13 protein-coding genes are annotated in these 14,154 nt (G+C 69.1%); 7 read left to right on the plus strand and 6 right to left on the minus strand.

All coding sequences use genetic code 11. The annotated features are described in order from the left end of the window. The first annotated feature begins 17 nt into the window (after window positions 1-17). Together CSC71_RS13545 and CSC71_RS13550 are read left to right on the plus strand one after the other, a co-directional pair. A complete protein-coding gene (locus CSC71_RS13545) occupies window positions 18-365 on the plus strand; it encodes a GFA family protein (RefSeq protein ID WP_162374909.1) in 348 nt (115 codons plus the stop codon). Between the two features lie 63 nt (window positions 366-428). Beyond that, entirely contained in the window at window positions 429-1,670 is a 1,242-nt protein-coding gene (locus CSC71_RS13550) for an MFS transporter (protein WP_162374910.1), read from the plus strand. Between the two features lie 36 nt (window positions 1,671-1,706). Here the strand turns inward: CSC71_RS13550 and CSC71_RS13555 are convergent, their stop codons facing one another. From CSC71_RS13555 to ahpC, 3 genes are all read right to left on the minus strand, one after another. Continuing rightward, window positions 1,707-2,666, minus strand: coding sequence for a LysR substrate-binding domain-containing protein (locus tag CSC71_RS13555; protein WP_162374911.1), 960 nt, complete (start codon window positions 2,664-2,666; stop codon window positions 1,707-1,709). A gap of 152 nt (window positions 2,667-2,818) precedes the next feature. Continuing rightward, window positions 2,819-4,438 (minus strand): alkyl hydroperoxide reductase subunit F, encoded by a 1,620-nt coding sequence (gene ahpF, locus CSC71_RS13560; RefSeq protein ID WP_162374912.1) that lies wholly within the window; start codon window positions 4,436-4,438, stop codon window positions 2,819-2,821. 216 nt (window positions 4,439-4,654) lie between these two features. Then, the gene (gene ahpC, locus CSC71_RS13565; protein WP_162374913.1) at window positions 4,655-5,218 is read right to left on the minus strand and encodes an alkyl hydroperoxide reductase subunit C; all 564 of its coding nucleotides are present in this window, start codon (window positions 5,216-5,218) and stop codon (window positions 4,655-4,657) included. A gap of 222 nt (window positions 5,219-5,440) precedes the next feature. Between ahpC and prmC the strand changes: the two genes are divergently transcribed. Together prmC and pip are read left to right on the plus strand one after the other, a co-directional pair. Beyond that, window positions 5,441-6,289 carry a peptide chain release factor N(5)-glutamine methyltransferase gene (gene prmC, locus CSC71_RS13570; protein WP_162374914.1) on the plus strand — a complete coding sequence of 283 codons (849 nt, stop codon included), beginning with the start codon at window positions 5,441-5,443 and terminating at the stop codon, window positions 6,287-6,289. 86 nt (window positions 6,290-6,375) lie between these two features. Then, window positions 6,376-7,320 carry a prolyl aminopeptidase gene (pip, locus tag CSC71_RS13575; RefSeq protein ID WP_162374915.1) on the plus strand — a complete coding sequence of 315 codons (945 nt, stop codon included), beginning with the start codon at window positions 6,376-6,378 and terminating at the stop codon, window positions 7,318-7,320. Between the two features lie 15 nt (window positions 7,321-7,335). On the opposite strand, the gene CSC71_RS13580 is transcribed toward pip, so the two are convergent. The 3 genes from CSC71_RS13580 to CSC71_RS13590 all read right to left on the minus strand — a co-directional run bounded on the left by CSC71_RS13580 (window position 7,336) and on the right by CSC71_RS13590 (window position 9,451). Further along, the gene (locus CSC71_RS13580) at window positions 7,336-7,887 is read right to left on the minus strand and encodes an NUDIX hydrolase (RefSeq protein WP_162374916.1); all 552 of its coding nucleotides are present in this window, start codon (window positions 7,885-7,887) and stop codon (window positions 7,336-7,338) included. A 9-nt stretch (window positions 7,888-7,896) separates the two neighbouring features. Further along, a complete protein-coding gene (locus tag CSC71_RS13585) occupies window positions 7,897-8,790 on the minus strand; it encodes a 5'-3' exonuclease (protein WP_162374917.1) in 894 nt (297 codons plus the stop codon). Window positions 8,791-8,869: 79 nt separating this feature from the next. Continuing rightward, window positions 8,870-9,451, minus strand: a complete 582-nt coding sequence (locus CSC71_RS13590) for a nitroreductase family protein (RefSeq protein WP_162374918.1) — start codon at window positions 9,449-9,451, stop codon at window positions 8,870-8,872. 154 nt (window positions 9,452-9,605) lie between these two features. Between CSC71_RS13590 and CSC71_RS13595 the strand changes: the two genes are divergently transcribed. The 3 genes from CSC71_RS13595 to CSC71_RS13605 all read left to right on the plus strand — a co-directional run bounded on the left by CSC71_RS13595 (window position 9,606) and on the right by CSC71_RS13605 (window position 14,005). Next, window positions 9,606-11,858 (plus strand): DUF1631 domain-containing protein, encoded by a 2,253-nt coding sequence (locus CSC71_RS13595; protein WP_162374919.1) that lies wholly within the window; start codon window positions 9,606-9,608, stop codon window positions 11,856-11,858. Between the two features lie 250 nt (window positions 11,859-12,108). Next, window positions 12,109-13,194, plus strand: coding sequence for an NAD(P) transhydrogenase subunit alpha (locus CSC71_RS13600; RefSeq protein WP_162374920.1), 1,086 nt, complete (start codon window positions 12,109-12,111; stop codon window positions 13,192-13,194). A 34-nt stretch (window positions 13,195-13,228) separates the two neighbouring features. Next, window positions 13,229-14,005: an alpha/beta hydrolase gene (locus tag CSC71_RS13605; RefSeq protein WP_211368043.1), complete on the plus strand. Its 777-nt coding sequence runs from the start codon at window positions 13,229-13,231 to the stop codon at window positions 14,003-14,005. The last annotated feature ends 149 nt before the right edge of the window (window positions 14,006-14,154 follow it).

Below are 14,154 nucleotides of genomic sequence, written 5' to 3' on the forward strand. Positions count from 1 at the left end.
ACCGAAGGAGGCGGGAAATGAAATACCGAGGCAGTTGCCATTGCGGGCGGATCGCGTTCGAGGCCGAAGGCGAAATCGGCGGCGTGCTGTCCTGCAATTGCTCGATATGCCGGCGCAAGGGCTCGCTGCTGTGGTTCATTCCGCGGCCGCGACTGAACCTGCTGGCCGGGGCGGAAGCCATGGGCACGTATACCTTCAACAGACATGCGATCGCGCACCGCTTCTGCCCGGATTGCGGTATCCACCTGTTCGCCGAGGCCACGGGTCCGGACGGCCAGCCGATGGCGGCGGTCAACGTGCGCTGCCTCGAAGGCGTCGACCTGGAGTCGTTGCCGGTGCAGCACTACAACGGACGCGATATCTGAGGGCGAATGTCGATTCCGGCGGCGCCGGTTCGTCGCTAGTGCATCCCGACCGGAAATCGCCCCATGAACCCGCATCCGACCGCAACTTCACTGGCCATGGACCGCAACTGGGCGCTGGTCGCCGCCGGCGCGGTGCTGGGTTGCGTCGGCATCGGCGCGCTGTTCGCGCTGGCGGTGCTGCTGCAGCCGATGGGCAGCGCCACCGGCTGGTCGCGCGCGGGCCTGTCCAGCGCCATGACCCTGGCATTCCTGGCCATGGGCCTGGCCGGATTCGGCTGGGGTACGCTCAGCGACCGCGTCGGCCCGCGGGTGTGCGTGCTGGCCGGTTCGCTGCTGCAGGGCCTGGCCTGCATCCTGGCCAGCCGCGCCGACAGCCTGCTGCAGTTCCAGCTGAGCTACGGCGTGCTGCTGGGCGCGGCGGTCGCCAGCTTCTTCGCCCCGGTGGTCGCGGCGACGGTGTCCTCGTTCGAGAAGCGCCGCAACCTGGCGGTGTCGCTGGTCGCGGCGGGTGCGGGCGTGGCGCCGATGACGATGTCGCCGCTGGTGGCCTGGCTGGTCAGCCACTACGACTGGCGTACCACGCTGCTGATCGTCGGCGTGCTGGTCTGGGCGCTGAGCCTGCCCGCGGTCTGGTTCGTGCGCGCGTCGCCGCAGGCGGGTGCGGACGAAGCGGCGACCGCGGGACCGGCCAGGATGACCGCGGCACAGGCCCTGCGCTCGCGCCCCTTCATCGTGCTGGCACTGGCCTTCTTCGCCTGTTGCCTTGCGCATTCCGGGCCGATCATCCACACCGTGAGCTACGCGGTCGGTTGCGGCCTGTCGCTGACCTCGGCGGTCACCATCTACAGCATGGAAGGCGCGGCGGGACTGGCGGGGCTGCTGCTGTTCGGCGTGCTGGGCGACCGCTGGGGCGCCAAGCCGGTGCTGGCGACCGGGCTGGCGGTGCAGGGAATCGCGGCGGTGTCGTACCTGGGCGTCAGCCAGCTGTCGGGCTTCTATGCGGTGGCGTTCGTGTTCGGCATGGCCTACGGCGGCACCATGCCGCTGTACGCCTCGCTGGCGCGCGAGGCTTTCCCGCCGCGCATCCTGGGTACGGTGCTGGGCGCGGCGAAAATGCTCTCCTGCCTGGGCATGGCGCTCGGGCCGCTGCTCGGCGGCGTCCTGTACGACCGTTACGGCAGCTACGCCTGGATGTACGTCTGTTCGATGCTGGTCGGGCTGGCGGCCGCGGCGATCGTGCTGCTGTTCCCGTCGTCGCGGCGTCCGCCGGAGCGCCACGGCTTCGGCCCCGCGTTGCAGGGCTGACGCGCCGCAGGCCCGGCAGGTCGCGCGCGGACGCGCCTAGGCGGGCTTCGCGCGCGCCGCGGCCTTGCGCGGACGCGGCGCGCCGAGGTCCGCGGTCGGCGTGAACAGTTCGCCGGGCAGGTCGCGGAACACGCCGGCCAGCTTCGACAGGAACCCGCCCATCGCCGAGCTCTTGCGCCAGAGCATGGCGATGCGCCGGCTCGGGTGCGAGTCGCTGAAGCCGAGCAGGCGGATGTTGTGCGAACGCGCCACCGGCGGCTTCACCGCCAGCGTCGGCAGCAGCGTCGCGCCGACGTTGGCGGCGACCATCTGCCGCAGCGTCTCCAGGCTGGTGGCGCGGAATTCGGATTTCTCGTTGGCGCCGGACAGGCGGCAGACCTCGAGCGCCTGTTCGCGCAGGCAGTGGCCGTCTTCCAGCAGCAGCAGCTTCTGTTCGGACAGTTCGCTCAGGCTCAGCGAATCGCGCTTGGCCAGCGGATGCGTTTCCGGCACCGCGAGCAGGAACGGTTCCTCGAACAGCGGTTCGACGTGCATCTGCTCGTCGTGTACCGGCAGCGCCAGCAGGCCGGCGTCCAGCTTGCCTTCGCGCAATCGCGACAGCAGCACGTCGCTCTTCTCCTCGACCAGCAGCAACTCCAGTTGCGGGAAGCGCTCGCGGATGCGCGGAATCACGTGCGGCAGCAGGTACGGGCCGAGCGTCGGGAAAATGCCGAGCCGCACCGTGCCGGCCTCGGGGTCCTGGCTGCGCCGCGCGGCCTCCTTCATCTGCTCGATCTCGGCGACGATGCGCCGCGCACGTTCGGCGGCATCGCGCCCGGCCGGGGTCAGCATCACCTTGCGCGGCGCGCGCTCGACCAGCGGCACGCCCAGCTCGTCTTCCAGCTTGCGGATCTGGGTCGAGAGCGTGGGCTGGCTGACGAAACTGGCCGCCGCAGCCTTGCCGAAGTGCTTGTGGTCGGCCAGGGCCACCAGGTATTTGAGATCGCGCAGGTTCACGGGCCGGCCTTCATATGTCCTGTCTATCTATGTATGGCAATTGCATTGCGATATCAATTGCCGGCTGCGTTTTGCGGCACCGAGCAAGCCCGGCGCTACAAAAGGCGCGGCCAATGAAAAACCCGCCGGTTGCGCGGCGGGTTTCGTTCGGTTCAGGCGACCTCGGCCTCGGCTTCGGCCGGCGTTGCCGGCGCAGGCGCCGCTGCGGCGACCGGCGCCGAACTGCGGATCAGGTGGTCGAACGCGGCCAGCGAGGCCTTCGCGCCTTCGCCCATCGCGATCACGATCTGCTTGTACGGCACGGTGGTGCAGTCGCCGGCGGCGAACACGCCCGGAACGTTCGTCGCGCCGCGCGCGTCGACCACGATTTCGCCGCGCGGGCTCAGTTCGACCGTGCCCTTCAGCCATTCCGTGTTCGGCAGCAGGCCGATCTGCACGAAGATGCCTTCCAGCTCGAGCGTGCGGTGCTGGTGCGATTCGCGGTCCTCGTAGACCAGGCCGGTGACCTTGGAACCGTCGCCGAGCACCTCGGTGGTCGCCGCCGAGACGACGACGTCGACGTTCGGCAGGCTGCGCAGCTTGCGCTGCAGCACTTCGTCGGCGCGCAGCTGCGCGGCGAATTCGATCAGGGTGACGTGTTCGACGATGCCGGCCAGGTCGATCGCCGCCTCGACGCCGGAGTTGCCGCCGCCGATCACCGCCACGCGCTTGCCCTTGAACAGCGGGCCGTCGCAGTGCGGGCAGTAGGCCACGCCCTTGTTGCGGTACTGCTCTTCGCCCGGCACGTTCATCTGCCGCCAGCGCGCGCCGGTCGACAGGATCACGCTCTTCGACTTCAGCGAAGCGCCGTTGGCCAGCTTCACTTCGACCAGGCCGTCGGCGCCGGCGGGAACCAGCTGCTCGGCGCGCTGCAGGTTCATCACGTCGACCTCGTACTGGCGCACGTGCGCTTCGAGCGCCGCGGCCAGCTTCGGGCCTTCGGTCTCCTGCACCGAAACGAAGTTCTCGATCGCCAGCGTGTCCAGCACCTGGCCGCCGAAGCGCTCGGCCGCCACGCCGGTGCGGATGCCCTTGCGCGCGGCGTAGATCGCCGCGGCCGCGCCGGCCGGGCCGCCGCCGACGACGAGCACGTCGAAGGGCGCCTTCTGCGAGATCTTCGCCGCTTCGCGCTTGCCGGCGCCGGTGTCGATCCTGGCGACGATTTCCTCCAGCGTCATGCGGCCGTTGCCGAACATCCCGCCGTTGAGGAACACGGTGGGCACGCCCATGATCCCGCGGCGTTCGATTTCATCGCGGAACACGCCGCCGTCGATGGCGACGTGCGAGATGTTCGGGTTCAGCACCGCCATCAGGTTCAGCGCCTGCACCACGTCCGGGCAGTTGTGGCAGCTCTGCGAGAAGAACGTCTCGAAACGGAACTCGCCCTCGAGATTCTTCACCTGCGCGATAGCGTCCTGCGCGGCCTTGGATGGATGGCCGCCGACCTGCAGCAGCGCCAGCACCAGCGAGGTGAATTCGTGGCCCATCGGCAGGCCGGCGAAGCCCAGGTGGATTTCCTCGCCCGGCGAGCGGATCGAGAACGATGGCGTGCGGTCGCCCGGGTCGCGGTGTTCGCGGTAGGAAACCATGTCCGACAGCGCTTCGATCTCGGTCAGCAGTTCGCGCATTTCGCGCGAGGCGTCGCCGTCGTCCAGCGCGGCGACCAGCAGCACCGGGCGGGTCAGGCGTTCCAGGTAGGCCTTGAGCTGGGTCTTGAGGTTGGCGTCCAACATGGGGAAGGTTCTCCGGTGCAGCATCGGCAGGAAGCAATCCGCAAGTCGCGCCGTGCGCGCATTGCGGATTGCCGCCTCGGGGCGTGGTTCATCGGATCGCGCTCCCCGCGGACGGGGAGGGCGACGGAGCAGTGCGGGTGGCGCCCGGCATCCCGCCGGTCGCCGGCCTTCGCCCCGCCGTTGCCCGGCGGGGCGAAGGATTCTTGCGTCGGCGGGTCAGATCTTGCCGACCAGGTCCAGCGACGGGGCCAGGGTCTTCTCGCCTTCCTTCCACTTGGCCGGGCACACCTCGCCCGGGTGGCTGGCGACGTAGCGCGCGGCCTTGAGCTTGCGCACGGTTTCGGTGACGTCGCGGGCGATGGCGTTGTCGTGGACTTCCATGGTCTTGATCACGCCGTTCGGGTCGATGACGAAGGTGCCGCGCAGGGCCAGGCCTTCGTCCTCGATCAGCACGTCGAACGCCTTGGCCAGCTTGTGCGCCGGGTCGCCGATCAGGGCGAACTTGGCCTTGCCCACCGCCGGCGAGGTCTCGTGCCAGACCTTGTGCGAGAAGTGGGTGTCGGTGGTGACGATGTAGACCTCGGCGCCGGCGGCCTGGAACTCGGCGTAGTGCTCGGCGGCGTCCTCGATCTCGGTCGGGCAGTTGAAGGTGAAGGCGGCCGGCATGAAGATCAGCACGGACCATTGGCCCTGCAGGTCCTTCTCGGTGACTTCGATGAACTGGCCGTTCTTGTAGGCGTTGGCCTTGAACGGCTGGACGGCGGTGTTGATCAGGGACATCTGCGGTTCCTCGTTGAGGGTTGGGAAAGGACTGGGCGGTGTTGCCACGCAACAAATTTATGCTGTCAGGCACAATCGGTAAAATCGATTGATAGAATTATATAGATAGTCAAAACCTATTGGTATGTCCGATCGGTGGTCTCGACCGGGGCCCGGCAACCCCGCCGCGCCGGCCAGCCACCCGATCCGGCATGGAAAATCCTTCCCAACCAAGTGGATACGATGAGCTCGACCTTCAACCCATCGGCTTCGCGGCGAATCGACCAGCTGCTGCGCGAGGCGTCGGCGGCCGTGGATCGCGCCGATGCCGAGTTGCTGCTGGCCCACGCCGCGGGCCGCGACCGCGCCTGGCTGTTCGCCCATGCCCCCGACGAACTGGACGCCGCGCAGGCCGAGGCCTTCGCCGGACTGGTCGCGCGCCGGGTTCCCGGCGAGCCGGTGGCCTACCTGACCGGCAGGCGCGGCTTCTGGACGCTGGACCTCGAAGTCGGCCCCGACACGCTGATTCCGCGCCCCGAAACCGAATTGCTGGTCGAACTGGCGCTGGCGCGCCTGCCGCAGGGTGAAGCCGCGCGCGTCGCCGACCTCGGCACCGGCAGCGGCGCGATCGCGCTGGCCATCGCCAGCGAGCGGCCGCAGGCGGCGGTGGTCGCCACCGACTTCAGCAAGGCTGCGCTGGCCGTCGCCGTGCGCAACGCGCAGCGCAACGGCATCGACAACGTTTGGTTCCGCCGCGGCGACTGGCTGGAAGCACTTGGCGCCGAACGCTTCGACCTGATCGCCAGCAATCCGCCGTACATCGCCGACGGCGACCCGCACCTGGACGAAGGCGACCTGCGCTTCGAACCGGCAATCGCGCTTTCGTCCGGCACGGACGGGCTGGAAGCGATCCGCGGAATCATCGCCGGCGCGCCGGCGCACCTGGCACCCGGCGGCTGGTTGCTGCTGGAACACGGCTGGGGGCAGGGCGAAGCAATCCGCGCGCTATTGCACGACGCGGGTTTCGCCGACGTCGCGACCGAACGCGACCTCGAGAGCCGCGACCGGGTGTCGCTGGGCCGGATGCCTTGAGCCGTCGGCCCCGCGCGGGCGGGAACGACGGGCAAAAGCTTCATGCCGCCGGGTTAGACTTCCGCATCCCGGAACGAAATCCCGTCATGCGCACCCTCTACCCCGACATCGAGCCCTACGACACCGGCCTGCTGAAGGTCGACGACCGCCATACGCTCTATTACGAGCAGTGCGGCAACCCGCGGGGCAAGCCGGCGGTATTCCTGCACGGCGGCCCGGGCGGCGGCTGCAGCCCGAAGATGCGCCGCTTCCACGACCCGGAGAAGTACCGCATCGTGCTGTTCGACCAGCGCGGCAGCGGCCGTTCCACGCCGCACGCGGACCTCGTGGACAACACGACCTGGGACCTGGTCGCCGACATCGAGAAGCTGCGCGAAAAACTCGGCATCGACCGCTGGCAGGTGTTCGGTGGCTCGTGGGGCTCGACGCTGGCGCTGGCCTACGCGGAAGCCCATCCGCAACGCGTCGCCGAGCTGGTGCTGCGCGGCATCTTCATGCTGCGCCGCTGGGAGCTGGAATGGTTCTACCAGGAAGGTGCCAACCGCCTGTTCCCCGACGCATGGGAACACTACGTCGCCGCGATCCCGCCGGTCGAACGCCACGACCTGATCTCGGCGTTCCACCGCCGCCTGACCAGCGACGACGCGGAAACGCGGCTGGCGGCCGCGCGCGCGTGGAGCGTGTGGGAAGGCGCGACCAGCTTCCTGCAGGTCGACCCCGATTTCGTCAGCAGCCACGAGGACGCCGAGTTCGCGCTGGCCTTCGCCCGCATCGAGAACCATTACTTCGTCAATGGCGGCTTTTTCGAGGTCGAGGACCAGTTGCTGCGCGACGCGCACCGCATCGCCGACATCCCCGGCGTGATCGTGCACGGCCGCTACGACGTGGTCTGCCCGCTGCAGAATGCCTGGGACCTGCACAAGGCCTGGCCGAAGTCGAAGCTGGCGATCACGCCGGCCTCGGGGCATTCCGGCTTCGAGGCGGAGAACGTCGACGCGCTGGTGCGCGCCACCGACGAATTCGCGGCCTGACGCCGCAGGGCGGGGTCACCCGCGCCGCGAGCCGTCCAGGTTGTGCTCGATCAGCCACAACCCGGCCCACAGCTTGGCGTCGAGTTCGTAGCCTTCGGCGAGTTTCCGCGTCAGCCACGCCGCGGCTTCGGGGCGCGGGATTTCGTGCACGGTGATGTCCTCGTCGGGGTCGCCGCCGCCTTCGCCGATCTTGCGCAGGCCGGTGGCGCGGACGAAGGCGATCCTTTCGCTGGTCAGGCCGGACGACGTCGGGCCGACCAGCAGGACTTCGGCGCGGTCCGCGGTCCAGCCGGTTTCTTCCTCCAGCTCGCGGATCGCCGAAAGCTCGATGCTTTCGTCGGCGTGGATGTCGCCGACCAGGCCGGCCGGCATTTCGATGGTCGGCGCCTGCAGCGGCACGCGGAACTGCTCGACGAAGACGACCCTGTCGTCCGGGGTCACCGCGATGATGATCGCGGCCAGCCCGTCGGCGTGCGTGCGCTCGACGTATTCCCACGTGCCACGGACCACCATGCGCACGTACTTGCCCTCGAAAACGGTCTGCGGTGCAACGGTCTTCTTGTCCATGTGCGGATGTTAGCCGGTCGAGGATGCCGCTTCCTGCAGCCGGCGACGGGTCACCGGCCCGAAGCGCAGCGCGTCCGCCAGCGATTCCAGCATGCCGGCATCGGCCGCGGCGCGGCGGAAGTCGGGTTCCGCATCGCCGATCGGCGCGTCCAGCGAAATCGTGGTCAGCTGCCGCCACAGCAGCGCATGCTCGCGCTGCTCGCGCAGGCGCGCGGCCATCTGCGCGGCGCCGCGCAGGCGCAGGAACGGCACTTCGTCCAGCCGCCCCAGCAGGGTGTCGAGGTCGCCGAAGTGCGCCAGCAGCACCGCCGCCGACTTCGCGCCGATGCCGGTGATGCCGGGGATGTTGTCGACGGCGTCGCCGCACAGCGCCAGGTAGTCGGCGATCTGCCGCGCTTCGACGCCGTGCCGCGCCTTGACCCCGTTGACGCCCCAGCGCTGGTTGCGGGCGTAGTCCCACTGCTCGTCGCGTTCGTGCAGCAACTGCGACAGGTCCTTGTCGGCGGAAACGATCACGCCGCGGTAGCCCTTCGGCCGCATCGCGTGCAGGGCGCTGCCGATCAGGTCGTCGGCCTCGTATTCGCCGTGCGCCAGCACGTTCAGGCCCAGCGCCGCGCACAGCGCCTTGCAATGGCGGAACTGGCGCTTGAGTTCCTCCGGCGCCGGCTCGCGATTGGCCTTGTAGGCCGGATAGATGCGGTTGCGGAAGCAGCTGTCCAGCGCCTCGTCGAAGGCGACGGCGATGTGCCGTGGCCGCTCCTTCTCCAGCAGTTCGAGCACGAAGCGGGCGAAGCCGTGGACGGCATTCGTCGGCCAGCCTTCGGCGTCGTGGAATTCGTCCGGCATCGAATGCCAGGCGCGGAACACGTACAGGCTGGCGTCGACGAGGTGTAGCGTGTTCATGCGGGCAACGGGTGGAGGGGAGCGGGAAACGGGCGGGAGGACGAGGGATGGTACGTCTTCGCCCGTCCCTCGTTCCGGTTCACTCGTTGTCTTGCCAATCGGTCAGCAGGGCCGCGGCGTCGGGCCGTTCGCGTTCCGGCGCTTCCAGCTTCGGCGTGCCAATGTGGATGAAACCGACGATGGTTTCGTCCGCGGCCACGCCCAGCAACCCGCGGATCCCGTCGTCGTATGCGGCCCAGCTGGTCAGCCACGCCGCGCCGAAGCCCAGCGCCTGCGCCGCCTGCAGCAGCGCGAAACAGACGCTGCCGGCGCTGAGCAGCTGTTCGATCTCCGGTACCTTCGGGCTGGGTACCGGCCGCGCGACCACCGCGACGATCACCGGCGCGAACGAAAAACGGGCGCGATCCTTCTCGATCGCCGCCGCGGACGCGTCGGGGTCCAGCTGCAGCGCGCGCGCCGCCAGCTTCCCGCCCAGCGCGTGGCGCGCTTCGCCGGCAATCCGCAGGAAGCGGAACGGCGCCAGCTTGCCGTGGTCGGGCACGCGCACGGCGGACTGCAGCATCCGGATCAGGGTGGGCCGGTCGGGGCCGGGTTCGCCCAGTTGCCTGGCGGGGACCGAGCGGCGGGCATCGAGGAAATGCAGTGGGTCGGGGGCGGACATGCACGGAGTTTAGCGGGTCGTGGCGCAGGCGCGGGGAAAGTGCCAAGCCTGTCACTGTCGGGTTCGATCCGGTTTCCTTACCATGCCGTTGCGGAACAGGGGCCGCGTTCACCACGGAACCAGCAACGCCTACCGGGGGCGGGGAACCTTGCGCATGTCGATAGGCAACAATCCATCACGGGAACCCGGCCGCAACGCGCGGCTGCTCGAGCGGGCGAGGGACGTCGCGCTGCCGTCGCTGGTGGACGTGTTCGACGTGGCGCTGGGGCGGCTCGACGATGCCCTGTTCGACCGCGCCGAACGCGCCGGTTCCGCGCAGCTGGCGTTCCTCGACGGCATGCGCGAACTGCGCCGGCGCCGCCATGAAGTCGTCGGCGCGTTCCGGGTCCAGTTGAACACGGCCTGGCAGGCCATGGCGGAGCGGGCGCCGCTGTCGGTGGAACACGTGCTGGCGCCGCCGCAGCCGGGCGACCTGACCCTGGTTTCGGAAGAGGAACTGGAATCGCGCCTGGCCGCGCGCAATCTCGCCGCCACGATCCAGCGCGAATACAGGCCGCTGCTGGTGCGCCTGGAGCGCCGCCTGGGTTACCTGGCCGGCGTGGAACTGGACGGCGACCACAACCCGCTGGGTTCCGAGCACGTCGCCGTGGCGGTGCGCGAGGCCTTCGCCGATTGCGACCTGAGCCTGGAAGTGCGGCTGGTCGTGCTGAAGCTGTGCGAGCGCGACCTGGTGCCGGAACTGGGCCGCGTCTACGAAAAGCTGGACCAGTTGCTGGCGCAGCAGGCCGATACCGGGCCGGAACCGCCGGCGAGCCGCGAGCAGGCCCGCCCGCCGGCTCCGGATGGCAACGAGGACAGCGCGCCGGCGTGGGCCGCGCGTTTCCTCAACCGCATGTCGAACCTGCGCGGCTTCATGCAGTCCGAAGCCGATGCCTACGCTGCGCCGCCGGGCGGTTACGGCGGGGTGCGCGAAACCCAGGGCGTGCTGCTCGAGGCCCTGTACGGCCTGATCCAGGAATCGCGCGGCATGCATCCCGCCATGGCCGGGCACGGCGCCGGGCACCGCCCGTTGTCGCAGCAGGAAATGCTGTCGGCGCTGTCGCTGCTGCAGACCACGCCCAGCGCCGCGTTGCGCGCGGCGATCGGCGATGCCGGCGAATCGCTGGCGCAGCGGCTCAAGCACGAGGTGCTGACCAGCGCCACCCGCCTCGGCATGGATACGTCGGCCGCGCACCTGTCGCCGATGGACGAGGATGCGATCGACCTGGTCGGCATGCTGTTCGACGTGATGCTGGACGAGCGCGACCTCGAAGGGCGTTCGCGCGAACTGATCGGCCGCCTCGCGGTGCCGTTCGTCAAGGTCGCGATGCTCGACCGGCACATGTTCGTGCAGAAGGACCACCCGGCGCGGCGCCTGCTCAACGCGCTGGCCGAGGCCTGCGAAGGCAACAGCGGCGAGACCGCGGCCGAGCGCACGCTGATGGCCAAGGTCGAGGAGATCGTCGAGCGGCTGGTCGCCGAGTTCAACGAGACCCTCGCCATCTTCATGACCCTGGAGGAGGAGTTCCGCGAATTCCTCGTCCAGCACCGCCGCCGCATCGAGATCGCCGAGCGCCGCGCCGCCGAGATCCAGCGCGGCCAGGAGCGCCTCGAAGCGGCGCGCGCGCGGATGGAGTCGGAACTGTCGGCGCGCCTGGACGGGCGCAAGGTGCCGCAGGCGATCGAGGACTTCATGCGCCAGCCGTGGGCGCACCACGTGACCATGACCCTGCTGCGCGAAGGCGAGGACGGCGACGGCCTGCGCGAGGCGCTGGCGCTGGCCGACGGCGTGCTGGAAGAGTTGGGCGAAGCGCAGCTGCAGATCGTCGGCAAGCCGTGGCTGCAGGCATGGCGGCCGGCGTTGCAGAAGGTGTTCGCCAGCGTCGGCCTCAACGCGGATGCCGCCGGCGCGGCGGTCGATGCGCTGCACGACACGCTGCAGGCGGTGGCGTCGGCGCGGCCGGACCTGGAAAAGCAGCTGCCGGAACTGCCGCCGGTGGCGCTGCCGAAGGCGGCGGAGGACGAGGTTTCGCCGGTGCACCTGGTCGGCGGCACCGACACCCTGGAGGATTTCGATCCCACCGACGCCGATCATTTCCGTTCGTTGCCGATCGGCACGTGGCTGGACTTCATCGACAAGGACAACAAACTGCAACCGGGCAAGCTGTCGTGGGTCAGTCCGATCTCGTCGCGCCTGCTGTTCGTCAATCGCCGCGGCGTGCGCTTCTGCGTGGCGTCGCCGGAAGAGCTGGCGGTGATGGTGCGGATGGGGCGGTTGCGCAAGCACGAGGACGAGGACGCCTTCGACGCGGCGATGATGGGCGTGATCGACAAGCTGGACAGCGAGAAACGCTCCGTCGAGGTTTGATCGGCAGTTCCTCCCGTCGCGCAACACCCTTTCTCCTGCTTGCGGGAGAACGTGCCCGAAGGGCGGATGAGGTGGGCGCAGCGAGCCGTTTGGCGTCCTTGGCGTCTTCCAAAGCCGCCCCTCAGCCTCGGCGCTGCGCGCCTTTCCCCCTCCCGCAAGCGGGAGGGGGTTGCAACATTGGCGCCGCGCTACGGACCCGGATCGCATTTGCTAGCATCGCCCCGTACACACACGGTCGGGCGAGGGGCACATGGCGGTCGGGATTCGGGTGTTGCGGGAATCCGCTCCGGGCGAGCGGCGCGTGGCGGCGACGCCGGAAACGGTGAAGAAGCTGGTCGCGGCCCAGGCGACCGTGCAGGTCGAAAGCGGCGCGGGCGCGGCGGCGGGGTTCGTCGATGCGGCCTACGCCGACGCCGGCGCGCAGATCGTCGACGCATCGGGCCGCGACGGCGCGGACCTGGTGCTGTGCGTGCAGCCGCCCGACGCGGCGACGCTCGGCCAGTTGAAGCCGGGCGCGGCGCTGGTCGGCATGCTGCATCCGCAGGCCGACGAAGCGCGCGGCGAGGCGATCAGGTCGCGTGGCCTGGTCGCGTTCCCACTCGAGCGCCTTCCGCGCACGACGCGCGCGCAGGCGATGGACGTGCTCAGCTCGCAAGCCGGCATGGCCGGCTACAAGGCCGCGCTGATCGCGGCGGAACTCGCGCCGCGCTTCTTCCCGATGCTGACCACCGCGGCGGGCACGATCCGCCCGTCGAAGGTGCTGGTCGTCGGCGCCGGCGTGGCCGGCCTGCAGGCGATCGCGACCGGCAAGCGGCTCGGCGCGCAGATCGAAGGCTTCGACGTGCGCCCGGAAACGCGCGAGCAGATCGAGTCGCTGGGCGGCAAGTTCCTCGACCTCGGCGTCAGCGCCGCGGGCGAGGGCGGTTATGCGCGGCAGCTGACCGACGAGGAACGCGCGTTGCAGCAGCAGCGGCTGGCCGATCACCTGAAGGGCATCGACGTGGTGATCTGCACGGCGGCGGTGCCGGGGCGCCCGGCGCCGAAGATCATCAGCAGGGCGATGGTCGAGGGGATGAAACCGGGTAGCGTGATCGTGGACCTGGCCGCGGAAACCGGCGGCAACTGCGAGGTCACGGCGCCGGGCCAGACCATCGATCACGGCGGCGTGGTCGTGTCCGGCCCGCTCAACCTCGCCAGCATGGGCGCGGTGCATGCCAGCGAGATGTACGCGCGCAACGTGTTCAATTTCGTGTCGCTGTTCGTCAAGGACGGCGCGATCGCGTTCGACTGGGGCGACGAGTTGCTGGCGAAGACGGTCTGGCCGGAGCGCGGGTGAGTCGCAATTCTCGGCGTCATCCGCTCTGATCGCCATGAAGCCGCCCGGCAAGCCCCTGGCATTCTTCGCCATGTTGCTTGGCATGGCTTATCTGGCGATTTGTGGCCTGTTGTACCTGTCGCAGCGCAGCTTCATTTACTTTCCGACGCCACGGCATGCGGGCATCCCGGCCTTTGTCCTGGACGGTGGCGATGCGGACGTGGTGGTATCGACGAACGGCGCCGAGGGGCCATGCGCGGTACTGTATTTTGGCGGCAACGCCGAGGACGTGTCGCTGACGGTGGGACAGCTGAGTCGCGCCTTCCCCGGCCATGTCGTGTATGCGATGCATTACCGGAGTTTCGGCGGAAGCACTGGAAACCCCTCGGAACATGCATTGGTCGCGGACGGCAAGCGCCTGTTCAACCTGGTGGCCGGGAAACATTCGTGCATCGTGATCGTCGGCCGTAGCCTCGGCAGCGGAATCGCGATCCAGGTCGCAGCGGGGAAACCCGTCCGGCATCTGGTGCTGGTCGCGCCGTACAACAGCATCCTGGAGCTGGCCAAGCAGAGATTTCGACTGTTTCCGATCGGATTGATCCTGCGGGACAGGTACGAATCGTGGCGCTATGCGCCGCTGGTCCGCGCCCCGACAACGCTCATCCTTGCCGGCAGGGACCGGGTCATCCCCAACGCGAGTTCGTTCCGGCTCGCGAATGCCTTCGTGCCCGGCATGGCCAAAGTGGTCAGGATCCCGGGTGCAGATCACAACAACGTGTCGGAGTTTCCCGAGTACGCGGCGGCCCTCGGGGGAGCCGAGGCAACGAAATGAATTGAGCACGAGGGATCCGGGTAGCCCGGGTAGGGCGGGTTTCAACCCGCCGCGGATGTGCCGACGAGCGTCACGCGCGGGTCATGACCCGTCCTGCCTGTTTACGGAATAGGGGCCGGGGCAAATACCGGCTCGAAACGCATATTCCC

It is taken from the genome of Pseudoxanthomonas sangjuensis (assembly GCF_010211755.1).
Classification (GTDB): domain Bacteria; phylum Pseudomonadota; class Gammaproteobacteria; order Xanthomonadales; family Xanthomonadaceae; genus Pseudoxanthomonas_A; species Pseudoxanthomonas_A sangjuensis.